This is a genomic window from Pedobacter riviphilus, from assembly GCF_014692875.1.
Classification (GTDB): Bacteria; Bacteroidota; Bacteroidia; order Sphingobacteriales; family Sphingobacteriaceae; genus Pedobacter; species Pedobacter riviphilus.
This window is the reverse complement of the sequence record NZ_CP061171.1, coordinates 1094390-1119054: the sequence shown is the minus strand read 5'-3', so window position 1 is coordinate 1119054 and position 24665 is coordinate 1094390. Positions and strand designations below refer to the sequence as shown.

Annotated in this window: 24 protein-coding genes and 2 tRNA genes; 11 read left to right on the top strand and 15 right to left on the bottom strand. The window is 37.4% G+C overall.

Going from position 1 to position 24665, the window contains the following annotated elements:
• Nucleotides 1-7: 7 nt before the first annotated feature.
• The 5 genes from H9N25_RS04620 (at nt 8) to sucC (ending at nt 4048) form a co-directional block, all read left to right on the top strand.
• Nucleotides 8-658: a hypothetical protein gene (locus tag H9N25_RS04620; RefSeq protein ID WP_190328099.1), complete on the top strand. Its 651-nt coding sequence runs from the start codon at nt 8-10 to the stop codon at nt 656-658.
• A gap of 107 nt (nt 659-765) precedes the next feature.
• Nucleotides 766-1569, top strand: a complete 804-nt coding sequence (locus H9N25_RS04615; RefSeq protein ID WP_190328098.1) for a DUF4153 domain-containing protein — start codon at nt 766-768, stop codon at nt 1567-1569.
• A gap of 14 nt (nt 1570-1583) precedes the next feature.
• Nucleotides 1584-2003 (top strand): hypothetical protein, encoded by a 420-nt coding sequence (locus tag H9N25_RS04610; RefSeq protein WP_190328097.1) that lies wholly within the window; start codon nt 1584-1586, stop codon nt 2001-2003.
• Nucleotides 2004-2101: 98 nt separating this feature from the next.
• Nucleotides 2102-2410 carry a hypothetical protein gene (locus tag H9N25_RS04605; RefSeq protein ID WP_190328096.1) on the top strand — a complete coding sequence of 103 codons (309 nt, stop codon included), beginning with the start codon at nt 2102-2104 and terminating at the stop codon, nt 2408-2410.
• 438 nt (nt 2411-2848) lie between these two features.
• A complete protein-coding gene (gene sucC / locus H9N25_RS04600; RefSeq protein ID WP_167293609.1) occupies nt 2849-4048 on the top strand; it encodes an ADP-forming succinate--CoA ligase subunit beta in 1200 nt (399 codons plus the stop codon).
• A gap of 1153 nt (nt 4049-5201) precedes the next feature.
• On the opposite strand, the gene H9N25_RS04595 is transcribed toward sucC, so the two are convergent.
• From H9N25_RS04595 to H9N25_RS04585, 3 genes are read right to left on the bottom strand one after another with little or no spacing between them, the layout of a single operon-like run.
• Nucleotides 5202-5408: a helix-turn-helix domain-containing protein gene (locus H9N25_RS04595; RefSeq protein WP_167293608.1), complete on the bottom strand. Its 207-nt coding sequence runs from the start codon at nt 5406-5408 to the stop codon at nt 5202-5204.
• Between the two features lie 4 nt (nt 5409-5412).
• Nucleotides 5413-5904: a DUF2975 domain-containing protein gene (locus H9N25_RS04590; RefSeq protein ID WP_167293607.1), complete on the bottom strand. Its 492-nt coding sequence runs from the start codon at nt 5902-5904 to the stop codon at nt 5413-5415.
• 2 nt (nt 5905-5906) lie between these two features.
• Nucleotides 5907-6464, bottom strand: a complete 558-nt coding sequence (locus H9N25_RS04585; RefSeq protein ID WP_190328095.1) for a DUF2975 domain-containing protein — start codon at nt 6462-6464, stop codon at nt 5907-5909.
• A gap of 453 nt (nt 6465-6917) precedes the next feature.
• On the opposite strand from H9N25_RS04585, the gene H9N25_RS04580 reads away from it, so the two are divergent.
• The gene (locus tag H9N25_RS04580; RefSeq protein ID WP_010601359.1) at nt 6918-7778 is read left to right on the top strand and encodes a sigma-70 family RNA polymerase sigma factor; all 861 of its coding nucleotides are present in this window, start codon (nt 6918-6920) and stop codon (nt 7776-7778) included.
• A gap of 222 nt (nt 7779-8000) precedes the next feature.
• On the opposite strand, the gene H9N25_RS04575 is transcribed toward H9N25_RS04580, so the two are convergent.
• The 10 genes from H9N25_RS04575 to H9N25_RS04530 all read right to left on the bottom strand — a co-directional run bounded on the left by H9N25_RS04575 (nt 8001) and on the right by H9N25_RS04530 (nt 15709).
• A complete protein-coding gene (locus tag H9N25_RS04575; RefSeq protein WP_190328094.1) occupies nt 8001-8864 on the bottom strand; it encodes an AMP nucleosidase in 864 nt (287 codons plus the stop codon).
• A gap of 94 nt (nt 8865-8958) precedes the next feature.
• Nucleotides 8959-10197 carry an ATP-dependent Clp protease ATP-binding subunit ClpX gene (clpX, locus tag H9N25_RS04570; RefSeq protein WP_167293605.1) on the bottom strand — a complete coding sequence of 413 codons (1239 nt, stop codon included), beginning with the start codon at nt 10195-10197 and terminating at the stop codon, nt 8959-8961.
• Nucleotides 10181-10888, bottom strand: coding sequence for an ATP-dependent Clp endopeptidase proteolytic subunit ClpP (clpP, locus tag H9N25_RS04565; protein ID WP_057932889.1), 708 nt, complete (start codon nt 10886-10888; stop codon nt 10181-10183). The genes clpX and clpP overlap by 17 nt, the downstream gene beginning before the upstream one ends.
• A 135-nt stretch (nt 10889-11023) precedes the next feature.
• A complete protein-coding gene (locus H9N25_RS04560) occupies nt 11024-11401 on the bottom strand; it encodes a four helix bundle protein (RefSeq protein ID WP_190328093.1) in 378 nt (125 codons plus the stop codon).
• Between the two features lie 45 nt (nt 11402-11446).
• The gene (gene tig, locus H9N25_RS04555; protein ID WP_167293603.1) at nt 11447-12802 is read right to left on the bottom strand and encodes a trigger factor; all 1356 of its coding nucleotides are present in this window, start codon (nt 12800-12802) and stop codon (nt 11447-11449) included.
• 174 nt (nt 12803-12976) lie between these two features.
• Nucleotides 12977-13058: transfer RNA gene (locus H9N25_RS04550), tRNA-Leu, on the bottom strand.
• A gap of 214 nt (nt 13059-13272) precedes the next feature.
• Nucleotides 13273-13354: transfer RNA gene (locus H9N25_RS04545), tRNA-Leu, on the bottom strand.
• Between the two features lie 200 nt (nt 13355-13554).
• Nucleotides 13555-13857, bottom strand: a complete 303-nt coding sequence (locus tag H9N25_RS04540) for a hypothetical protein (protein ID WP_190328092.1) — start codon at nt 13855-13857, stop codon at nt 13555-13557.
• Nucleotides 13858-13939: 82 nt separating this feature from the next.
• Complete coding sequence (locus tag H9N25_RS04535) at nt 13940-14743, bottom strand: helical backbone metal receptor (RefSeq protein ID WP_190328091.1); 804 nt, start codon at nt 14741-14743, stop codon at nt 13940-13942.
• Between the two features lie 87 nt (nt 14744-14830).
• Nucleotides 14831-15709 (bottom strand): AraC family transcriptional regulator, encoded by an 879-nt coding sequence (locus H9N25_RS04530; protein WP_190328090.1) that lies wholly within the window; start codon nt 15707-15709, stop codon nt 14831-14833.
• Between the two features lie 217 nt (nt 15710-15926).
• On the opposite strand from H9N25_RS04530, the gene H9N25_RS04525 reads away from it, so the two are divergent.
• From H9N25_RS04525 to H9N25_RS04505, 5 genes are read left to right on the top strand one after another with little or no spacing between them, the layout of a single operon-like run.
• The gene (locus H9N25_RS04525) at nt 15927-16691 is read left to right on the top strand and encodes an SDR family NAD(P)-dependent oxidoreductase (RefSeq protein WP_190328089.1); all 765 of its coding nucleotides are present in this window, start codon (nt 15927-15929) and stop codon (nt 16689-16691) included.
• A 14-nt stretch (nt 16692-16705) separates the two neighbouring features.
• The gene (locus H9N25_RS04520) at nt 16706-17926 is read left to right on the top strand and encodes an enolase C-terminal domain-like protein (RefSeq protein WP_190328088.1); all 1221 of its coding nucleotides are present in this window, start codon (nt 16706-16708) and stop codon (nt 17924-17926) included.
• An 18-nt stretch (nt 17927-17944) separates the two neighbouring features.
• Nucleotides 17945-19597, top strand: coding sequence for a sodium:solute symporter (locus tag H9N25_RS04515; protein ID WP_190328087.1), 1653 nt, complete (start codon nt 17945-17947; stop codon nt 19595-19597).
• A 7-nt stretch (nt 19598-19604) separates the two neighbouring features.
• A complete protein-coding gene (locus H9N25_RS04510) occupies nt 19605-20903 on the top strand; it encodes an alpha-L-fucosidase (RefSeq protein ID WP_190328086.1) in 1299 nt (432 codons plus the stop codon).
• Between the two features lie 23 nt (nt 20904-20926).
• Nucleotides 20927-21376 carry an L-rhamnose mutarotase gene (locus H9N25_RS04505; RefSeq protein ID WP_190328085.1) on the top strand — a complete coding sequence of 150 codons (450 nt, stop codon included), beginning with the start codon at nt 20927-20929 and terminating at the stop codon, nt 21374-21376.
• Nucleotides 21377-21502: 126 nt separating this feature from the next.
• Here the strand turns inward: H9N25_RS04505 and H9N25_RS04500 are convergent, their stop codons facing one another.
• Nucleotides 21503-22183, bottom strand: coding sequence for an ABC transporter ATP-binding protein (locus tag H9N25_RS04500; protein ID WP_190328084.1), 681 nt, complete (start codon nt 22181-22183; stop codon nt 21503-21505).
• Between the two features lie 79 nt (nt 22184-22262).
• Nucleotides 22263-24617, bottom strand: coding sequence for an ABC transporter permease (locus H9N25_RS04495; RefSeq protein ID WP_223833738.1), 2355 nt, complete (start codon nt 24615-24617; stop codon nt 22263-22265).
• Between the last annotated feature and the right edge of the window lie 48 nt (nt 24618-24665).

Here is a 24665-nt window from a genome sequence, read left to right as displayed (position 1 = left end):
AAACAAAATGAAATCCAACTTTTTATTCTTCTCTACCCTGTTGGGCGGATTACTTTTTAGCTACATCTTCTGGGAAGAGTGGCTGGCCTTAAACCAACTGATTTACAGCATTTTTATTATAGCGGTTACCATTTTTAACCCTGAGGTAATAAAAAGCACCAAATTTAAATTTTATATGCTAGCACACTTGCTGGCTGCTATACTGGTTGTGATCAATAATTCAACACTTACTACCGTAACTTATTTCATTAGTTTGGTGCTGTTTGTAGGTTTTGCCCATTATCAAGCTGTACGTACCATTTATGTAGCTGCTTTGGCCACCGCTATCCAAATGATTACGATTCCCGTTAGCTTAATCAAAAGATTATCTGATGTTAAAATTGGAAACTTCAATTTAAAACCTATTTTCAGACCGATTAAATACATCATACTCCCGCTGATTATTCTGTTGGTTTTTACAGGTATTTACAGCGGCGCTAATCAGGTTTTTGCACATTACCTTGGGTTAACACTAACTTGCATTTCCGACTTTTTCAATAATGTATTCGGATTTATACTACAGGATTTAAGTTTGCCTCGTTTCTTTCATTTTTGTCTGGGTACTATGGTAACAGGGGGCTCATCATCACTTTTTATAATAAAAGTATCGAAAGATTAGAAGCAGGCTGCAGTGAAAAGCTGTTACGGATCAGACGCAGTCAAAAACCCAAAAGCATTTGGTATGAAGTTGTGAATACCTTTACTTCACAGATAATTACAAAAAAAATGGCCTTAAAAACTGAATATATTATCGGGATCATTTCTTTTGTTTCATTAAATCTTTTACTGTTATGCATAAATCTGATTGATATTTCCACACTCTGGTTTGGTTACAAACCGGCAGGAAATTTTTCTTCCGATCTTCACGACGGCACCAATGCATTAATATTTAGCATTGTACTTGCCATGGCTGTAATTTTGTATTTCTTCCGCGGAAATCTAAATTTTTACAACAAAAGTAAAATACTAAAAACACTGGCCTTTACCTGGATGATACAGAATTTCATCCTCATTATTTCTGTTTTTATACGCGATGGCTATTACATCGAATTTTACGGCTTAACACATAAAAGAATTGGCGTTGTGGTTTTTGCCTTACTCTGCATTATTGGCTTAGCAACGGTATATATAAAAGTTGCCAAACAGAAAACACTTTTCTATTTATTTAAAGTGAATGGAAATATCTGGTTTGTACTGTTACTGGCTTTCAGCCTCGTTAACTGGGATGTTTTTATTGCCAAATATAATTTAGCGCAAAGTGATCAGGTTGGCATTGATGTGGATTATCTGCTTTCATTATCCGATAAAACATTGCCTACTTTAGATAAAAACAGATCAAAACTACACTATACCGCATCTAAAGATCTGCATGGAAGAGAAATTGTTACACCAGAAACAGCCGATTTTTATACCAAAAAGCTTGATAAACGTATCGGTTATTTTAAGGAAAATTTCAAAAAGGTAAGCTGGTTATCATGGAATTTACAGGATTGGAATACGGCGGAATACTTTGGTGTAAGTAAAAAATAATAGTGTCAAGAATCATGAAAGCAAAAGCATTTCTAATCATTTTGATCATTGGACTGTTCTCTTGGAATTATTTTTATCAATTGAGCGCTGACCAAACATTAACCCATTGTATAATAGATCAAATTATTTCACAACAAAGTATTGATTTCGCTAAGATTGAAAATTTAGATGCAGATCATATACTGATTATTGCTCCCTATGCTCAAATAAATATACTTCAATCTAAGTTAAAAATGGATTTAAGAAACATTCGGAACAACGGGATAAGACATCTTGATCATTTCAACTTAGTCGTTTTTATAAAAAATGGTAAATCTGTTTCGATAGCAGAATTAAGCAGAAAATACGGCGATTTTAAGGAGACACAAATCATTATTCCAACCGCTCAAGCAAAATTAAAGAAAGTTAAAGCTGTTTGGCAAATCATTTTATAATTAACCGCTCAACTCTTAGCTCCCTGGTGTAAATCGCACCGGGGAAACTAAAAATTATTTAATTATCCATTAAAAACGTAAATTAAAACATTAAAATCATGAAAACTCAAGAAATAATTGGCTCAGGCAAACTAAGAATCATCATTATTTTAAGCGTAATCGCGTCAATATTGGCTATTCCTTTAATAGCCATGCAATTTACTAATGAGGTGGACTGGACACTATCCGATTTTATAATCGCGGGAACATTACTACTCAGCACGGGTTTAGCTATAGAACTTGTAATTAGAAACTTAAAAACAGGCACTTTAAGAACATTAATACTCGTTGTTATTTTACTAGCCTTATTCCTGATCTGGGCAGAACTGGCTGTTGGTATATTCGGGACACCTTTTGCTGGAAGTTAAAGAACACTATTAACCCTTTTGTTCCCGCAGATTTAAGATAATTAGTGCAGAGGAAATATATTTTTTTTGCATTTGTTAGGAACCAAATTGTTTTTAAGCCCGATTACAGCGATAAGCCCGGAGCGTAGTGAGGACTTATAGCGGAAAGCAGGGCCACCAGCCGCCACGAAGAACCACCCTCTCACTTTCAAATAAAAAATCTCTGTGCATATTAGCGAAATCAGCGGAACACTATAAACTAGCGCACATTACAGGCACTAATTTCCCGATTAACATAAAACGTTCATTTTCTGAAAAAATCGGCGATTGCTATTTGTTTAAAGGGTTTGAAATTGTAGCTTTGGGCAAATTTTGTAGCAAATGAACCCGATACTGTTAAAATAATTATTTTAATGGTAAAAGGCTCCATCTGACAGATAAAGACAAAAATATAAACAGATGAATATTCACGAATACCAGGGTAAACAAATATTAAAAAGTTTCGGTGTTAACGTTCAAGAAGGAATAGTTGCCGATACTCCTGAGCAAGCTGTTGAGGCTGCTAAGCAACTGAAAACTGATTATAATTCTGACTGGGTTGTAATTAAAGCGCAAATCCACGCTGGTGGTCGCGGTAAAGGTGGTGGTGTTAAATTAGCCAAAAACCTGGAAGAAGTTAAACAACGTGCTACCGATATTATCGGCATGCAACTGGTAACTCCTCAAACCGGACCAGAAGGTAAAAAAGTGAACAAGATTTTAGTAGCTCAGGATGTTTATTATCCAGGCGCTTCTGAAACTAAAGAATTCTACATCTCGGTACTGTTAGACCGTGCGAAAGGTCGCAATATCATCATGTACAGTACCGAAGGCGGTATGGATATCGAAGAAGTTGCAGAACATACGCCGCACTTAATTTTTAAAGAAGAGATTGATCCTAAAGTTGGCTTACAAGGCTTCCAAGCACGTAAAATTGCGTTCAACTTAGGTGTGAGCGGTAACGCTTTCAAAGAAATGGTAAAATTCGTTACTGCTTTATACAAAGCTTACGAAGCAACCGATTCTTCGATGTTCGAAATTAACCCGGTATTAAAAACTTCTGATGATAAAGTAATTGCGGTAGATGCCAAAGTTAACCTGGATGAAAACGGTTTATTCCGTCACCCTGATTATGCAGCCATGCGCGATGTTACGGAAGAAGATCCAATGGAAGTTGAAGCAAGTGCCTCTAACCTAAACTTCGTTAACCTTGATGGTAACGTAGGTTGTATGGTTAACGGTGCTGGTTTAGCTATGGCAACCATGGATATCATTAAACTGGCTGGTGGTGAGCCTGCTAACTTCTTAGATGTTGGTGGAACTGCTAATGCACAAACGGTTAAAGCGGCTTTCAATATCATTTTGAAAGACCCTAACGTTAAAGCAATTTTGATCAACATTTTCGGCGGTATTGTTCGTTGCGACCGTGTTGCTCAGGGTGTAATCGATGCTTATAAAGAAATCGGTAACATTCCGGTGCCAATTATCTGCCGTTTGCAAGGCACAAATGCTGAAGAAGCTAAAAAATTAATCGATGAGTCTGGACTTAAAGTTTACTCAGCAATTGCTTTAAAAGAAGCAGCTGATTTAGTAACCAAAGTATTGGCTGAACAAGCATAGGCTTAAGCTAAAAGTCGAAAGACCAAAGCAAAAAGCGTATATCATATTGAAAACCTTTCAGTGCAAACTGGAAGGTTTTTTTATTCCCCCTCTTTTCCCAAAAAAACCTAAGTTCTACAAATGTTTATTCTTACTAATTAATTTTTAGCATATTTAACTAACGCGATCGTCATGCTGAACTTGTTTCAGCATCTTTCCCGCTAGGGGTTAAATTCTGGGTGAAGACATGACTAAAAACCATTTCAGGAGACTCCTTAGAAGCATGTTAATTATAAAACTCAGATTTATATACTGAATAGGTTCGCTTACTATTTTTTTTTGAAAATGAGTGGTTCTGTTAGTATGGCAGCCTCCTCTCCTGCTATCCCTCCAAGTCCTCACTCATACTTCGCTCCGGGCTTTCCGTTCTATCAGGTTTATTTAACAACGTAGGTGGTTCTTGGGCGCTATCAAACCTGGCAGTTTTTAAAACATGCGGGGTTTACTCTGTTCGGAATTCCAGGATATCACCCGGCTGGCAATCTAAATCTTTCCTGCTAGGGGTTAAATTCTGGGTGAAGACATGACTAAAAACAATTTCAGGAGACTCCTTAGAAGCATGTTAATTATAAAACTCAGATTTATATACTGAATAGGTTCGCTTACTATTTTTTTTGAAAATGGGTGGTTCTGTTAGTATGGCGGCCTCCTCTCCTGCTATCCCTCCAAGTCCTCACTCATACTTCGCTCCGGGCTTTCCGTTCTATCAGGTTTATTTAACAACGTAGGTGGTTCTTGGGCGCTATCAAACCTGGCAGGTTTTAAAAACATGCGAGGTTTACTCTGTTCGGAATTCCAGGATATCACCCGGCTGGCAATCTAAATCTTTCCTGCTAGGGGTTAAATTCTGGGTGAAGACATGACTAAAAACAATTTCAGGAGACTCCTTAAAAGCATGTTAATTATAAAACTCAGATTTATATACTGAATAGGTTCGCTTACTATTTTTTTTGAAAATGAGTGGTTCTGTTAGTATGGCAGCCTCCTCTCCTGCTATCCCTCCAAGTCCTCACTCATACTTCGCTCCGGGCTTTCCGTTCTATCAGGTTTATTTAACAACGTAGGTGGTTCTTGGGCGCTATCAAACCTGGCAGGCTTTAAAAACATGCGGGGTTTACTCTGTTCGGAATTCCAGGATATCACCCGGCTGGCAATCTAAAGCCTTACAAATTGCCTCTAAAGTTTCCAAACGAACCGCCTTCGCCTTACCTGTTTTAAGGATAGATAAATTAGACATGGTTATCCCTACCCGCTCGCTTAATTCGGTTAACGACATTTTACGCCTGGCCAACATTACATCTAAGTTTACAATTATCGGCATGAGCTTATATCGTTAAATCATTTTCTTGTTGCAGTTCAATCCCTTTTCTAAACACAAATGCTATTGTTAAAAGTGTTAAGCCAAAAATTAACAGCCAGATCTGGAAATCAACATTTTCAATTATCTTAAATACTATATCCTGTCGATTATTTGATTGATTTGCATAAACCATAGCGTTATAAGTGAACAACAGAAATGGAATCATAGTACAATACCACCCCATACGTGTAAGCCTTCCTGTATTTTCAATACTAAAAACATTGCCTATTTCTATCGAATTAATAAAACGATAGAGATAAACCAATACCCTTGAGCTAAAGAACACAATTATCAATATAAATAAACCCTGTACCAAATCTAATAGCCCGCCTTTTCCAGTATCTGTATACCCTTCTTCAAAACCCTTTGATGCATCTTTAAGCGAAAATAGTATTACGACTGAAAGTGTTACCACATAACCCATTTTAATTAACCTAATTTGATTCTGCGTTTTCATAATTATATCGTTAAATCGTTTTCTTGTTGAATTTCTATTCCTCTGTTCACAACCTGTACAATTATAAAAAGCACAACAGCCATAAAGAACCAAACATCAGCCCCATCCATATTTAACGTTTTAAGATCAGCAACCATAACCCCTTGGTGTGCGAGCCAAACCGTATATTTATAACCTAAATGGGCAAAAAAACCTATACCAAGGGCTAAAAAGACCTGTATCAGAATAAAATGCTTCAATTCTATACTGAAAGGCTGAGAAATACGGAGTCTTTTATCGATAAACAATTTCACAATTAGATAGAACATGATTGCTTTTAGCACAGCAACAATAATCATAACGAGTGTAATAACCAGGAAATAACCCTGATCAAATTTGTAAACACTTGACAAGTAATCTGCTCCATCCCAAAAGTTCTTCACGCCCTGCGGATTTATAAATGATGTAATAATTGTATTAACAAGTACCCCACCTGCTTCTACACATAGGCCGATAAAAATTATCCACGAAAGTATCTGTAATACTTTCAAAATCTGATTGGTTGTTATTTTAATTTCCATAATTACATGCCAGTTTAAAATGTAACGTCTTCGATTTAATTTACTACTTAATAATGAAGCCGGTTTCTTGATTTATTTTTTGCACCTATAATCTGACAAAAATTATATACACAAAACCGCCCCACAATAATGGCTTTTGATATTTGCTTTAAATTATTGAAAATTTAAGAAACGTCATGTTTATTTAATTATTTACGATACAAACATAAATAATAAATTATTATAATTCAAAATATATTTATCGATTTACAATAAATAATATCCGAAAATCAATTATAACGCCAACAATAACACATTCACTGCCATAATTTTATTTGGAATGATTTTTGCTACAAGTAAAACTGTAAAAAACTTGTGCAAACAGCAACATTTTCAGTATTTTATCCTTTCGGATTGCTATACAATTTCGTAACTTTGCACACTCAATAATTAAAGAGCACACAATTCGTATAAATGAGACAACTCAAGATAACGCAATCCATTACCAACCGTGAAAGTCAGTCATTAGATAAATACCTACACGAAATTGGCAAAGTAGATTTAATAACAGCAGAAGAGGAAGTAATTTTAGCAAGGAAGATTCGTGAGGGCGATCAGGCTGCATTAGAGCGGTTAACTAAAACGAACTTGCGTTTCGTTGTATCTGTTGCAAAACAATATCAAAATCAGGGTTTAACTTTAGGAGACTTAATTAACGAAGGTAACCTGGGTTTAATTAAAGCGGCAAAACGTTTTGATGAGACCAAAGGTTTCAAATTCATCTCTTATGCCGTTTGGTGGATTCGTCAATCTATTTTGCAGGCAATTGCCGAGCAAAGCCGTATTGTACGTTTACCTTTAAACCAGGTAGGTTCATTAAGCAAAATCAGTAAAGCTTTCTCTAAATTAGAGCAAGAATACGAACGTGAGCCGTCTCCGGAAGAACTTGCTGATATTTTGGAAACTACGGTGGATAAAATTTCAGACACTTTAAGTAACTCTGGCCGCCATGTATCAATGGATGCACCGTTTGTTCAAGGTGAAGAAAATACATTGTTAGATGTATTGGAAAACCACGAACCAAATACCGATAGCTCATTGATCAACGAATCTCTATCGGAAGAAATTAAACGTTCTTTATCTACCTTAACGGAAAGAGAAAGAGAAATTATCGTTTTATTCTTCGGCTTAGGTTCTAACCATCCACTTTCTCTAGAGGAAATTGGTGAGAAATTTAACTTAACACGCGAGCGTGTTCGTCAGATTAAAGATAAAGCGTTACAACGCTTACGTCATACTTCAAGAAGTAAAATCTTAAAATCTTATTTAGGATAGGATTTTTAATTCTAACAGATATTAAAAGATCGGCAGATGCCGATCTTTTTTTGTTTAAATAGTTTTCCTTTTCGCAGGCAAAAGAGCCCGAAGCTGAAGTAAAATCGTGATAGGATGATGATTATACTTGATAGGTCATGCTGAATTTATTTCAGCACCTAACTTGCTAATAATTCAAGCCGAAAAGATCCTGAAACAAGTTCAGGATGACGTTATCGCAGATTAAAACAACAAATGTTTCACGGTTAATCCGTTATTGATTAACTGTTTCAACGAATCAATACCAATTCTTAAATGTGTTTCTACATACTTTTCCGTTACGCTGCTATCGCTTTCGGCAGTTTTAACACCTTCAGGTATCATCGGCTGATCGGACACCAAAAGTAATGCGCCAGCTGGAATTTTGTTTGCAAAAGCCGTGGTAAAAATGGTTGCCGTTTCCATATCTACCGCCATTGCACGTAATGTTTTCAAATATTTTTTAAATTCTTTATCATGCTCCCAAACCCTGCGGTTGGTGGTATAACAGGTCCCGGTCCAATAATCCCTACCATGATCGCGTATGGTTGTAGAAATCGCTTTCTGCAAGGCGAATGCTGGCAATGCGGGTACTTCTGCCGGCAGGTAATCATTTGAGGTTCCTTCTCCCCTAATTGCAGCAATAGGCAAAATTAAATCGCCTAATTGGTTTTTCTTTTTTAAACCACCGCATTTACCTAAAAACAAAACTGCTTTAGGTTTAATGGCTGTTAATAAATCCATCATGGTTGCAGCCAAAGGGCTTCCCATACCAAAATTGATAATTGTAATTCCGTTGGCTGTAACACTTTGCATAGGCTTATCTAAACCCATAATCGGTGCATTATCGTTCCATTCCGAAAACATGCTTACATACTTACTAAAATTGGTTAACAGGATATAATCGCCAAATTGATCCAATGGACGGCCAGTATAGCGTGGCAACCAGTTTTTAACAATTTCGTCTTTCGATTTTAATCCCGATTTAACAGGACTTTCTACTTCTCTTACTTTTTTCGATTTCTCTACAATTTCCTCGTCTTTTTTTACGTCTTTTTCTTCGTTCATATTCTTTTCGTTTTGAGCATAGCGTTTGGCGCCTAGCGTTAACAAATATTGTATTAAAAAAAATCCCTCCCGAATTACGGGAAGGATTTGGTTTTTAAGCGGCCTGCAACTTTTTAAAGTCGGCCTTTTCAAATTTCTCTATCGCGTAATCGAGATTGATGTGCAGTTCCTTGACGTCCGTTTGCGTTGGCGTATCAAACATCGCATCCAACATAATCGCTTCGCAGATTGATCTTAAACCACGGGCACCTAGTTTATACTCCATTGCTTTATCTACAATAAAGTCTAAAACATCTTCATCAAAAACAAGCTTTACGTCTTCGTAAGCAAAAAGCTTCACATATTGCTTGATTAATGAATTTTTGGGCGCGGTTAAAATATTTCTTAACGATTCTTTATCCAATGGATTTAAGTGAGAAAGAACCGGTATACGACCAATTAATTCTGGAATCAATCCAAAAGATTTCAAATCCTGAGGTGTAATATACTTATAAAGATTTTTAAGATCTAAAACTGTTTCATCTTTCTTTACTTTATAACCAACAGCCTGTGTGCGTAAACGATTGGCAATTTTACGTTCTATACCATCAAATGCTCCACCACAGATAAACAGAATGTTATTAGTGTTTACCGGGATCATTTTCTGATCTGGATGTTTACGCCCGCCCTGAGGTGGAACGTTTACAACCGTACCTTCTAAAATTTTCAATAAAGCCTGCTGAACACCTTCTCCTGATACATCACGTGTAATAGATGGGTTATCGCTTTTACGTGCTACCTTATCTACCTCATCAATATATACAATACCACGTTCGGCAGCTGTTACATCATAATCTGCAGCCTGAAGCAATCGTGTTAAAATGCTTTCAACATCTTCACCTACATAACCTGCTTCTGTTAAAACCGTAGCATCGCAAATACAGAATGGTACATGCAAAATTTTCGCAATGGTTTTAGCCAAAAGTGTTTTACCGGTACCCGTTTCGCCCACCAACATGATATTTGATTTTTCAATCTCAATCTCGTCTTTATCAACTTTTTGATTTAAACGTTTGTAGTGATTGTAAACGGCAACAGATAATACCTTTTTTGCATCATCCTGACCAATAACATACTGATCAAGATGTTGTTTAATTTCAAGAGGTTTTAATAAGTTTATCGCCTCTTGAATATTTTTCGTCCCTTTGGTCCCTAATTCTTGCGCAAGCAATTGATTGGCCTGGGTTACACATTTATCGCAGATAAATGCATCCATACCTTCAATCAACATTAACGTTTCATGCTTGCCAGAATGGCAGAATGAACAACGGGATTCTTTATTTTGTTTCGCCATCTTTTTTTGCGTTTCTCGATAACACCTCATCAACCATACCAAATCCTTTTGCCTCGTCAGCTGTCATCCAGTAATCGCGATCTGAAGCTTTCTCTACCCAATCGTATGTTTGGCCAGAGTGCTCTGAAATAATATCGTATAATTCTTTTTTCAATTTCAACATCTCTCTCAAGTTGATCTCCATATCGGATGCCACACCTTGTGCACCGCCAGATGGTTGGTGGATCATTACCCTTGAGTGAGGCAATGCAGCACGTTTTCCTTTTGCACCTGCTACCAATAAAACTGCACCCATTGATGCGGCCATACCAGTACAGATTGTAGCTACATCTGGCTGTATATATTGCATGGTATCGTAAATACCTAAACCAGCATAAACCGAGCCACCTGGTGAGTTAATGTAGATCTGAATATCCCTATCAGCATCTGTTGATTGCAAAAACAACAACTGTGCCTGAATGATATTCGCATTCTGATCGTAAATCGCATCACCTAAAAAGATAATACGATCCATCATTAATCTTGAAAAAACGTCCATTTGCGCTACATTCAACTGGCGTTCTTCAATGATATATGGTGTCATGCTCTTAGGGTTCAGATTAGCCTGAGCAATAAATTTATCTACATGTAAACCGCCAATTCCCTGATGTTTAACGGCAAATTTTCTGAATTCTTGTGAATCTATGTTCATAGTATGAGTTTTTTTTAGCAGAGGGCATAGAGTTTCGAGTTCCTGTTCCCCATCGTTTCGTGAATAATAAAAAACCAAAATATAAATAATATTTTAATTATGTTGGTTTAGACAAAGAGTATACCACATCGAAATCTATGACAATATAGCACTCCGCTTCTTCAAACTTTTAGAAAAGCTGGAAATCATCCTTGCTAAAATATCTAAATCTTCCAATAAATCTGCCAAATCCTTGTCAGAAACTAGTAATCTTAAATTTAACACCAAAAGAATATTGGCATTTTCGAAGATGGACCGATGTGCATAGTTAAAAAAACGTTTGAAATCGGCAGCAGAATTAGAACCAGACTCTTCTGCGATATTATTGGATACGCTAAGAGCAGCTCCTCGAAGCTGCTCTGCGAATCTAAACTTTTTTATTTCTTCTGATTTCTCAGAAATATCGATCAATTTATCACCTACAATTATAGCGCTCTGCCAAATTAGCAAGTCTTGAAATCTAAATTTTGCCACTCAGCAAAATAGGATTTTATATTGTGATTTTAAAAGCTCTTAGCTCTATGCTTTTTTCTCCACTAGCGCTACAAACTTATCATAATCAATATCTTTTTGCTCTAAAGTAACAACAGATTTGATTTGCTCGAAAGTTTTTAATGCTTTTACTTCTTCAAAAACGCGGTTTGCATTTTCTTTTTCCTGCAAAAACTGAACAGCATATTGAGCCAATTGATCTTCTGGAAGTGGACTTGGGCTATACATTCTGAACTGTGCATCTAATTTAGCTTTAGCCGCCTGAACTACATCCTCATATTTAATTTCGATGCTGTTATCTTTAATGATTTTGTTTTCGATTAAAGTCCATTTAAGGTTTTTAGCGAAATCATCATAACCTTCTGCCAATTCCTCGTCAGTTAGTTTCTCATTTGTGGCTTTTAACCAACGACGTAAAAACTCATCTGGCAATTCGAAATTGTGCTTAGTTAAAAGTGCTTCATAAATATCGTTCGATAATTTACGTTCAGCATCTTGCTTAAACATACTTTCTACTTCTTCAGTAATTTTCGCTCTGAAACCAGCTTCGTCGGTTACTGTACCTTCACCAAATAATTTATCAAAAAACTCTTGGTTTAAGTCAGACTCTTCTAAACGGTTAACGTTTTTAACGTGAAGCTTAAAGTTTGCTTTTAACGCAGCAGCCTCTTCTTCTGAAATATTTAAAGCTTTTGCAATTACAGCAGCATCTTCAAATGCTTTTTGAATGTCGATGGTTACTTCATCGTCTTTCTTTAAACCAATTAACGATTTAAGGATCTTTTTATCTTTAATCTGATCTAAACGAACACTTGCTGTACTGGTAATACCACCTTCAACAGCTGTGCCATCTGCAGCCACCTGGGTTAATTCGGCATAAAGCACATCATCATCAGCCGAAACTTCAGGATTAGTCATTTTACCATAGCTACGACGGATATTTTTGATACGGCTTTCTAAAGTTTCTTTATCAGCTTTAATTACATATTCTGTAAATTTATCTTTAGATGAAAGATTTACATCAAAAGCTGGCGCTAAACCTAACTCATAATCAAATTCGAAATCATCTGTATTGTCCCATTTAAATTCGCGTTCATCGTCCATTTTAGGAAGTGGTTGACCTAAAATTTCTAATTTTTGTTCAGCGATATAGTTAGATAAGGTATCGTTCAATAAGTTGTTAACCTCTTCTACCAAGATACTTTTGCCATACATTTTTTTAATGTGGGCAGCAGGAACCATTCCTTTACGGAAACCAGGTAATTGTGCTTTTTTAGCTTGATCTTTAATGGCTTTCTCTACTTTTCCAGTGTAATCAGCAGGTGCGATTTTGATTTTTACAACAGCATTTAAGTTGCCGGTTTTTTCCTGTGTAATATTCATTTTTTCTGAGATATGAGTATTGAGATGTACAATTAGACTTGAGATCGAGATATGAGATTTGAGACAAACAGCACATATCGCTTCAATTAAAACAGCACATCAATTTTTATTAATCAATGTTTTTAAAAACAAAACCGTTCCGATTTTTAAATCGGAACGGCCTTTATCTTGTTGTGCGGAAGAAGGGACTCGAACCCCCACGCCGTGAAGCGCCAGATCCTAAGTCTGGTGCGGCTACCAATTACGCCACTTCCGCAGTTAGGATGTTGTAAGGACTGCAAAGATAGAAACAAGATTGAATAATCAAAAGGCATGGGCAATATTTTATTGATTATTTCGACCAAAAACTGTTAACTCTTTAATTTTTAAGGAGAAAAATTTTAACAATGGAGAATTTCGTGATGGTTTGTGGAGATATGTGCCATAAAAAAACCGTTCTGATGTTTAAATCGGAACGGTTGATCTTGTTGTGCGGAAGAAGGGACTCGAACCCCCACGCCGTGAAGCGCCAGATCCTAAGTCTGGTGCGGCTACCAATTACGCCACTTCCGCAGATAGGATGTTTTAAGGATTGCAAAGATAGAAACTAAATTGAATAATCAAATCTTTGGAATGCTTTGTGAAGAAACAAAATTTAATCTCAAAGGTTGTGACTGGCAATCTTAATGCATTAGAAAGTTAATGAACCATGGGTGAAGCTTTAGGATTCCCGTTTTCACGGGAGAGACGCCATTGTCTTAACCAGGTAGATATCAAAATTTCACTAGCGTTACATCGATAAATTCAGGTCCGCCTTCTAATGGATAGCCAGAAACCTTTTTCCCTTTTATGGTAACCTTCTTATCTAAATAGGTATCAAGATTGATGCTTGCACTTTTTAAGGCATAAGTTTTATTTTCTGCTTTTAATAAATGTGTGCCGTATTGAAAGGTAGTCATGCCTAATTTTTCAATTGTTCCACTTGCGGTAACCGTACTGGAGTTTCCTCCGTTTTTCATTGAACGGCAACTGGAAATTACGGCTACGAACAAGGATAGTATTAATATTTTTCTCATCTGATTATGATTTGTTTTTTATCGGTGATGCTATGATAACGGGATAATTTAACCATATGCTACAAATTATAAAAATTTGCCTTTAAAAGCTAATAATTTGCTTCTGAAACTCAAAAAAGTATTGAACGGCTTTAACCAATCTACTTCCATACCAGCTGAACATTTCTCCATCTACCAGTATAATTTTTACCTCGGGAATAGCCGCTTGTATTTCTTCAATATGTTTTTCGCCAAAAGGATAGGGTTCTGACGAAAGCAGGATCAGTTCGCAATTTAAAGCTTTCAGTTCTGCGAGTGTAATCGATGGATAACGTTCTTGCGTAACCACATTTGTCATACCATTGATTAATAGAATATCATTTATAAAGGTATTTTTTCCAGCAACCATATAGGGCTTGCGCCAGATGAGGTACGCTACCTTTTTATCTATGTGATGTTGAAGTGCAAGTGTCTTCAGATCGTTAAATCCTGTCGAAATAAGATGATTAAGGTAACTGGCTTCTGGTTCGCGATCTACAAGCTCTCCTATCTGGCCAATCGTCTTCATGGCATCATCTAAAGTGAAAATGTCGCTCATCCAAACCGGAAAGTCTGCTGCAAGTTCTTCTATGTCGCTTTGCGTATTTTCTTCTTTATTCCCAATAATCAAGTCGGGTTTTAAATCTTTGATTAAATCGATGTTGAGTTTTTTTGTTCCACCAACCTTGGTTCTTTCTGCAAATTTTTCTATCGGATGGATGCAAAATTTGGTCAATCCGATAATTTCCTGATCCAATCCTAAATCAAATAACAATTCTGTTTGGGAGGGTACTATAGAAATAATCCGTTTGGGTGGGAAATTGATAGTAACCTCCCGCCCCATCTGATCGGTAAACGTTTTTTGCATGAAGCAAATATAGGATTTAGTAAAGATTAGTATGTTTAAAAGAGGTCTTTTCAAAGGCTAATCTTCATTCAGCAAGTTTTAACCGGATCAATCTGCAATTAACATTTTTTTATATTCTTTTGGGGTAACCCCTTTGGCCAGCTTGAAAAATTTGTTAAAATTGGAAAGACTATTAAAACCACATATATAAGCCATTTCACTAATCTGGTGATCACTTTCGGCAATTAATTTGCAGGCATGCCCAATTCTTACTTCATTAACAAAAGTTACAAAAGTTTTCTGTGTGCGGTTTTTAAAGTATCTGCAAAAAGCCTGTTTATTCATATTGGTCATCTCGGCAGCATCTCTCAACAATATCTCTTTATTAAAATTATCGAAAACATATTTCAAAATTTTATCCATTCTATCATTATCTTTTAACTGATAGTTATTAGTATAGCCCGGGCTCGCCAGTAACACATAATCTTTATTTTGACAAAGCAGGTTTAAAATTTCCAGCACCCCTATTAAACGCGTTATTTCTTCTGTTGCCTGAGCAATTTTTAACAACAAAGGTTTTATTTCCTTTCTGGCCGAAAAGTTAAATTTCATTCCGCGTTTAGCCAGTTGAAAAAAATTTTTAAGCTTCTGTATATTCTCTGGCTCATGAAAAATATCCAGTATTTTTTCGGGATGGAGAAAAAGCGAAATCGAATGTGCATGGATATTTGGTGTCGAATCGCTAAAATACTGCTGACTATTGTGCCATACATGAGGCAAATTAGCGCCTACAAAAATCATGTCTTCGTTATTAAAATCTTCAATACTATCACCGATCATGCGCCGCCCTTCACTCTCAACGTTATAGGTAAGCTGGCATTCTTCGTGAAAATGGAATTCGGTAGAAAAGTAAGGCGCATTTACAATCTTTGTGCCGTAAACATCATTTACTTTTCCATCGAGTATTTTGGCAAAAATCGGTTTCATTTGATACAGACTATTTTCTTTACCGTCAGTTTTATTACTTATGATGGCTATTTGGTTATGGAAAAGTAATTTACCATTTACATCATAAATTACCAATTAATACAAATAACTTCAATAAAACGGCTAATATAACATCATTATTAGCGAATTATGCCTCGGTTAATCTCTTTTTTCCTTAATAAATTAGCTATTACAAATACTAACCAAATTAAACAACATGCTTCATCATAAAATTATTGTACTAACAGGAGGTGCCGATGGCATTGGCTGGGAATGTGCAAAGGCCTATTCAAAAGCTGGTGCTACTGTTTGTATCCTTGATAAAAACCCAATAGCCGAAAACAAACTCAATGAACTCGAAACAGCGCAAAAAACAGCCATAGTCTGCAATCTAGTTAATGAAAATGAAGTAGCAGATGCTTTTAAAACCATCATCGAAAAATTTGGTGCTATAGATGCCATACATAACAATGCGGGGATTGCACATCCTTCAAAAACGCTCGATCAAACGACAGATGCTGAGTGGGATTTATTGATGAATGTTAACTTAAAAAGCATTTTATATACCACCCGACATGGCATCGGGCATCTTAAAAAAACAAAGGGCTGTATTTTAAATACCAGCTCAATGGTAGGCACCATTGGGCAAAACAATCATGCCGTTTATGTAGCTACAAAGGGTGCAATTAATGCATTAACGAAAGCCATGGCTTTAGATTATGCACCATACAGAATACGCGTTAATGCGGTTTCGCCCGCAGCGATTAATACCCCAACCCTGCAATCATGGAGCAAAGAACAACCCAATAAAGAAGAAATACAACATTACTTGGATAAACTCCAACCTTTGGGAAGCATGCCAGCTGGCGATGTAATTGCAGATGCTTGCTTATTCTTACTCAGCGATGCTGCAAGATTTATAACTGGAACTATTTTACCGGTAAGCGGTGGAGCCGAACTAGGATACAGAACCATCATATAATCCAGATTGTTAACATGATAAACAAAATAGAAATTAGCGACAAACGATTTGAACTATCAACCGGTGCAGGCAGCGATGCTATACATAAAGATCCTCAATACTCTTATGCGGTTACCAATTTAACCAACGAAAACGGCATAACAGGAGCAGGGCTAGCCTTTACACTTGGCGCTGGTAACGATTTGGTCTGCAATGCCGCTCAATTTTACGCCAATACCTTAAAAGGAAAAGATATTGAAGAGCTGATGAGCGATTTTGGACAGACTTTTCGCACGTTATCAAACGAACAGCAATTTAGGTGGTTAGGGCCACATAAAGGTGTTGTACATTTAGGATTAGCTTCTGTAACCAATGCCTGTTACGATTTATGGGCAAAAAAACGCGGCGTACCACTTTGGAAACTATTGATCGATTTAAGTCCCGAAGAAATTGTGAATACACTCGATCTCTCCTACCTGGAAGATGTACTCACCAAAGAAGAGGCAATTGCCATGCTGCAAAGCCAAACCGATTTCAAAAAATCGAGAGAAGCTATTCTTGATATCGGTTATCCAGGATACGATACTTCTGTAGGCTGGTTTAATTACGACGATGAAAAGGTACGCGAAAACTGTAAAAAGGCTATTGCCAATGGTTTTACCGCAATGAAACTTAAAGTAGGATCTGCCGATCCTAAGCGTGATATCAGAAGGGCAAACATTGTACGTGAAGTTGCCGGAGAAACCTCAAAAGTAATGCTAGATGCCAATCAGCAATGGACGCTACCACAAGCCGTTTCAATATGTAATGAGCTTAAAAATATGAATCCTTTCTGGGTGGAAGAACCTACCCACCCGGATGATGTATTGGCACACCAGACTTTAGCCAAAGAAATTGCACCTATTAAATTGGCTTTGGGAGAACATGTACCCAACCGTATTATTTTTAAGAATTACCTACAAACTGGCTGTACGGGTTTTGCGCAGGTGGATGCAGTACGCGTTGGCGGCGTTAGCGAATTCATCACGATTAGTTTATTGTGCAAAAAATTTGGTGTGCCCGTTGTGCCACACGTAGGCGACATGGGGCAGTTACATCAGCATCTGGTACTGTTTAATCATATTGCTATGGGCCATGAAGCTTTATTTCTGGAACATATCCCCCATTTAAAACAACACTTTAAAAATCCGATTAAAATTGAAAACGGAGTTTACATCACTCCACAAGAAGCGGGAAGCAGCTGTGATTTAAAATAACCCAAAATCTAACCAAATATGATTAGTACAACCGATATCGTAATTACCATTGCTTATATACTTTTTATTGTAACCATAGGTTTATGGACCGGAACGAGAAAAAAGAAAAACGAAGAAATCACCAGTGGAGAATACTTTTTGGCGGGCAAATCGCTTAAATGGCCAATGATTGGCCTGGCGCTGTTTGCAACAAACATTTCGTGTCTCCATTTGGTAAGTTTGGCACAGAGCGGATTTGACAGCGGGCTTTTAAATGGCAATTTTGAATGGATGGCGGCATTTACCCTTATTCTTTTGGCCTTATTATTTATTCCTTTTTATATCCGTTCGGGTATTTCTACTTTACCCGATTTTTTAGAGCGAAGGTATAACCGCGCCTGTAGAGACTGGTTGGCATTCATCTCTATTCTATCGGCCATCATTATCCACATTGCTTTTTCTTTTTTAGCGGGTGGTATTGTACTCGAAACCCTTTTCGGTATAGATATGTATGTAAGTATAGTGGTAATTGCCTCGCTAACCGGATTATACACCATTATTGGCGGTTTAAGGGCAGTTGTAGTTACCGAAATCATACAGAGTTTAGTGTTGATTACCGGCGCCATTATCATTACAGTTTTTGCGTGGAATAAAGTTGGTGGCTGGGATCATATGACGGCTATACTGCAAAAAGAAAACGCCATGGATAAACTCAGTATGATACGCCCGATTGGCGATAAGAGTGGAATGAGCTGGATAGCCGTATTTTTAGGATATCCGGTTTTGGGTATTTGGTACTGGTGTGCCGACCAAACCATAGTACAACGTGTTTTAGGCGCAAAAGATGAAAACCATGCCCGGGTAGGCTCGTTATTTTGCGGTTTTATCAAAATTTTGCCTGTGTTTATTTTCGTATTACCGGGTTTGTTTGCATATATCTTGTATAAATCGGGGACTATGGATTTATCCAGTTTGCAAACTGTTGGCGCCAATGGCAAAACGGTGTTAAACACCAAGGGCATTTATACATTAATGATTACCCAGCTTTTGCCCAAAGGACTGGTGGGTATTTTGGTAGCCGCATTATTATCAGGATTAATGAGTCAAATTGCGGGTGCATTAAATTCTATCGCTACATTAAGCAGTTATGATTTATACAAAAGATTTAAACCCGAAACCAGCGATAAAAAATTGGTTAGTGTAGGTCGCTGGTCGGCAGGCATTGCATTAGCCGTTTCAATAGCCCTCTTGCCATTATTAAATAGCTATCAAAGCCTTTTCGAAGGCATAAATGATGTAATAGCGCATATTGCTCCTCCTATTACCTGTGTGTTCTTATTGGGGGTATTTTGGAAAAAAGCATCGGCAAAAGGGGCGCAATATACTTTGCTGCTCGGCTCTATTATTGGGGCGAGTGTTTTTGTGGTAAACAAATTATATGGTGCAGAAACTATAATTGGTAAAATCCCCTTCATGATGATGGCCTTTTACCTGTTCTGTATCTGTGTATTTATACAGGTTATATTTTCTTACATCTATCCAGTAAAACACACCACCCAAAGCGAAGTTTTGTACTGGAGTTCTATTTGGGAACCCCTTAAAAGTAAAGGTTGGAGCGGGATAGGCAACTACAAATTTCTATCGGTGCTTTTATTGGTGATAATGGGTGTTTTATATATCTACTTTAAATAAAATGAATATGAAAAGATTTCTCTTGTTCTTCGTTGCACTAATTACTTTTTTCAGTGTTAACGCGCAAACTAAAACAAATGCTTCCGTAATGAACGATTTTATGGATAAACGATTTGGTATGTTTATTCATTGGGGGCCAGTGAGTTTACGCGGTACCGAGATTGGCTGGAGCCGTGGCGATCAGGTTCCAACGGAAGATTATGACAATCTCTATAAAGAATTCAACCCAGTTCTATTTGATGCCGCCGCCATTGTAAAAACAGCAAAAGATGCCGGAATGAGATATCTGACCATTACGGCACGTCATCATGATGGGTTCTGCTTATGGCCAACTGCATTTACTGATTTCAATATTACCAATACACTTTATAAAAAAGATATTGTTGGTGCATTAAACGAAGCCTGTAAAAAACAGGGAATTAAATTCTGTATTTATTACTCGGTATTAGACTGGCATCATCCAGATTACCCGATCCACTCTCCAAAAAACCAAACGATTGATCCAAAATCAGACATGAGCCGATATATACTTTATATGAAAAATCAGTTAAAAGAACTCATTACCAAATATGATCCTTATATGCTCTGGTTTGATGGACAATGGGAAAAACCCTGGACAGACGAGATGGGTAAAGATTTATATGCATATCTAAAACACCTAAAACCCGATATCATTACCAATAACCGCTTGGGAAAAGAATTTGCGGCAATGGAAAATAAAAACATTGATGCTTCTAAAATGATAGGCGATTACGACACACCCGAACAAGTAGTAGGCAAATTAAATATGTTTACGCCCTGGGAAAGCTGTTTTACTATTTGTAACCAATGGGCCTGGAAACCAAACGATAAAATGAAACCGCTAAAACAGTGCCTCGAAATTATTTCGAAAACTGCAGGTGGTAATGGCAATCTTTTATTAAATGTAGGCCCTATGCCAGATGGTAGAATTGAAGCCCGCCAAATAGAACGTTTAAAAGAAATTGGCGATTGGCTAAAAACCAATGGTGAGGCCATTTATGGCACATTAGGTGGCCCTTATCAGCCCAATAGTGATTATGCCACTACCAGAAAAGGGAATAAACTGTATGTTCATGTATTAAACACCAGCCTGGCCAAACTGAGTTTAAAGGCTATCCCAGGTCTAAAAGTTAAAAAAGCATACCTGCTAAATAACCAAACCATTAATATAACGCAAAAGGATGATATTTCTCTGCAACTTCCTAACAACCAGGCCAACCAGCCTGATTATATTGTTGTGCTAGAGTTAAACGGAAACGCTGAAAACATTCCAGTTATTAAATAAACAGATCCCTAAAAAAGGTATTTATGAAAAATTTAAAAACAATGTATTTTTTGGCCTTAGCTTTCGTGCTAATGGTCTCCGCCTGCAACCCACCTGCAAAAACAGAAGCCAAATCATCAAATGCAGTAAACAAAGTGTTACGTTATGGCAGTATTACAGGTTTGAGGCCCGAAAAGATGGCTTATTACAAAAAGTTACATGCTGCAGTGTGGCCAGGGGTATTAAAAAAAATAACAGAATGCAACATCCATAATTATTCCATTTATTTAAAAGAAATTGAGGGCAAACAGTATCTTTTTAGCTATTTCGAGTATACCGGAAACGATTTTGCTGCTGATATGAAAAAGATGGCTGCTGATGCCACTACGCAACATTGGTGGAAAGAAACCGCACCGACTCAGATCCCACTGCCCGATGCCGCTGCTAAAGGCGAAACCTGGAGCAATATGGAAGAAGTTTTTCACGAAGATTAGTAATACGACATACGAACAGTGAGCATTTCATCAACTAAAATAATGAGTTATTTAGATAAACACAGCTGAAATATTAAAGGCTGTGTTTATCTCTCCAAGCAAAAGCTCAACTTAATAAAATTCGGTTTAACCTACCATCACATCCTCCTTTACTACACCATCGGCAATGTGCAAAATCCTATTTCCGTATTGCGCATTTTTTTCGGAGTGCGTAACCTGTATAATGGTAATACCATCTTCCTGATTTAGCTTTTTAAACAGCGCCATAATTTCTTCTGCCTGTGCCGATTGCAGATTACCCGTTGGCTCATCGGCCAGAATTATAGATGGTTGTGCAGCCAATGCCCTTGCTATACCAACCAGTTGCTGCTGCCCGCCTGAAAGTTGGTTAGGGAATAAATCTTTTTTAGCCACAATATTAAAGCGGTCTAATAGATCGGCAATTCTACTTGCCCGCTCGGCGCTACCCACTTTTTTGTACAGCAATGGGGCTTCAATATTTTCATAAACGGTCATTTCATCAATTAAGTGGTAAGCCTGAAAAACAAAACCGATATGGTTGCGGTAAAGCTCAATGCGTTTGCGTTCGTTTAAACTGGTTACATCTTCGCCCAGGAAGTTATAAGTACCGTAAGTGGGTTCTTCTAACATGCCTATAATGTTTAGCAAGGTCGATTTCCCGGCGCCCGATGGGCCCATAATGGAAACGAACTCGCCCTGATTAATCGTAGTGGTTACCAAACGTAACACATAATTTTTAACACCTTTACTGGCGTAATACTTTTCGATATTGGTAAGTTGTATCATATTTTTTAAAGTTTAGCGGAAAGCGGTTGGCAGTCAGCAAAAAAATCTACGCTGAATACCAAATGCTATCCGCAGGTCGTTATTCGTATTTAAGTGCTTTTACCGGGTTTGCTAAAGCGGCCCTTCTGGCCTGGATACTTACCGTTAAAACAGCAATGATGATTGAAACCACAGTAGCCAGAAAGAATGGGTATAATGGCAAATCTATACGGTATGCAAAACCATTGAGCCATTTTTTCACCACAATATAAGCGACTGGCCAACTGATGAGATTGGCAATGATTACCAGAACCAGGAACGTTTTATTTAAAAGACCAACAATCTGTATGTTGGATGCTCCCAAAATTTTTCTAGTGGCAATTTCTTTTGTACGGCGTTTTGCTACAAAAGTAGATAGGGCAAACAGACCGAGCAGTGAAAGTGAAACAGAAACAATACTGAACAGCACTATCATACTCATAAAACGTTTATTATTTTCGAGCACTTTATCAAAAGCACTATCCAAAGTGGTGTACTCCATCAGGAAATCGGGATAGATATGTTTCCATTCGGCCTTTATTTTTTCGATAATGGCAGCATTCTTATCGCTGTTCAACCTTACAATCAGGTTATTGGTAGAGGATGTGCCACCTAAAGTGGTTACTTTATAAAGTGTTGGCAGGACCTCCTTATCAAAACCTTCGTTATGATAGTCTTTAATTACTCCAATAATCTGAAAATTAAGCATTTTATCCTCGTCAGCGATTTTATAACTTTTACCAATCGGATTTTTATCGATCAGCTTTGCCGCAGCTTCGTTAAGGACAACGGTATTAATGGTATCCTGCTTATATTCTTTTGAAAAAATACGTCCTTTTAAAAGCTTTACGCCCAGTGCGGAAAGTGCATCCATGCTTATTGTTACCGTATTGAATGAAATTTTATTGCCATTATATTCTATTTGCTCCGGAACATTAAAGGCATTTCCCATTATCTGGGTTGTGGTAGCCACATACTGCACCCCGGGAATACGTTTTATCTTATCGACAAGATTTTGATCATAACCTGCTCTGATGTTGATGAGGTTGCTCCGTTCGAATCCTAAATCCTTATTATTGAGATAATTTGTCTGTAGCTGCATCACAATTATGGCAATAATAAAGGTTACCGAAATGATAAACTGAAAAACCACGAGCAAATTTCGTAAAATTATGCCCTTTAAACTGCCGCTGTAATTGCCTTTTAATACTGCTGCAGGATTGTAATTGGATAAGATCCAGGCAGGATAAAAACCGGCCAATAAAGTGACCAGCGTAAAAAGACCGAATAGCTGTAAAAGCATATTGAAAAGATTTGGGTTATGCCAAAAACTAAGCTCAACATGAAACTGAGTGTTGAACGAGGGCAATAATACCTCAATCAATATCACCGACAGGAACAGGGCAACTATACTCTGTAATGCGCACTCCAGTAAAAACTGACCGATCAGTTGCTGTTTATAAGCACCCATTACTTTTTTAACCCCAACCTCTTTAGCACGTTGCACAGACTGGGCGGTTGCCAGATTAACAAAGTTTATAATCGACACCAACAGGAGAAATACACAGATAGCGATTACAGGCTTTAATTTTTCAAGCCAGCTTATCTCAAACGGGCGGTTACCATGAACTTCAGTTAATGGAATTGCTTTTAACTGAAGGTATTTACCATCGGCGAAATAACTTTTGTATTCAATTTTTTTAAGTGGCGCTGTTGACTTTTTATAATCAACATAAACCTTTTTAAGGGTCTGGTTTAAAAGTTCAGGATTGACTCCTTCATTTACCCTCGCATAAACCTGGCAATAATTGCTATTTGTTGGATTAACGGGGTCTTTATCCTTGTTCCCTGTGCGCATAATAGCGGTAAAGCCTGCTGTTTCGGGCGTTTGAGGGTCTTCTACCACTCCGGTTACGGTTAAATCTGTACCTTCATCTCCTTGCCAGGCAACTACCTTGATAACTTTACCCAGAACATTCCCTTCGCCAAATATTTTTTTGGCCAGGCTCTGCTTCAGCACAACCGATTTTGGTGCCTTTAACGCATTATTTTCGCTGCCCTGTAAAAACTTATACTTAAAAACATGGAAGAAACTGCTATCGGAATCTTTCATCCTGTTAACTATAATAGGATCGGCATTGCCGACTTTAACAGAATTTCCGGTTCTGAAATCCCAATCAGGATCTACTTTTGTAACTGCAATCGCCTGTGGAACTTTTTCACGGATCAAATTGGCTACCCTGCTATCATTAGATTCCTGTAGATGTTCTTTATTATCAGGGGTAAAAAAACTATGACGTTCTCTAATTTGATAAACAGATTTGAGCTCAGACGACCAGGTATCGTAGCTTTCTTCGTGGTTAATGTATAAGAGCATCAGTACAAAAGCTGTTAAGCCAATGGCCAAACCGCCAATATTAATGGCTGCATAAACCTTGTTTTTAAATAGGCTTCGTAGTGCGAT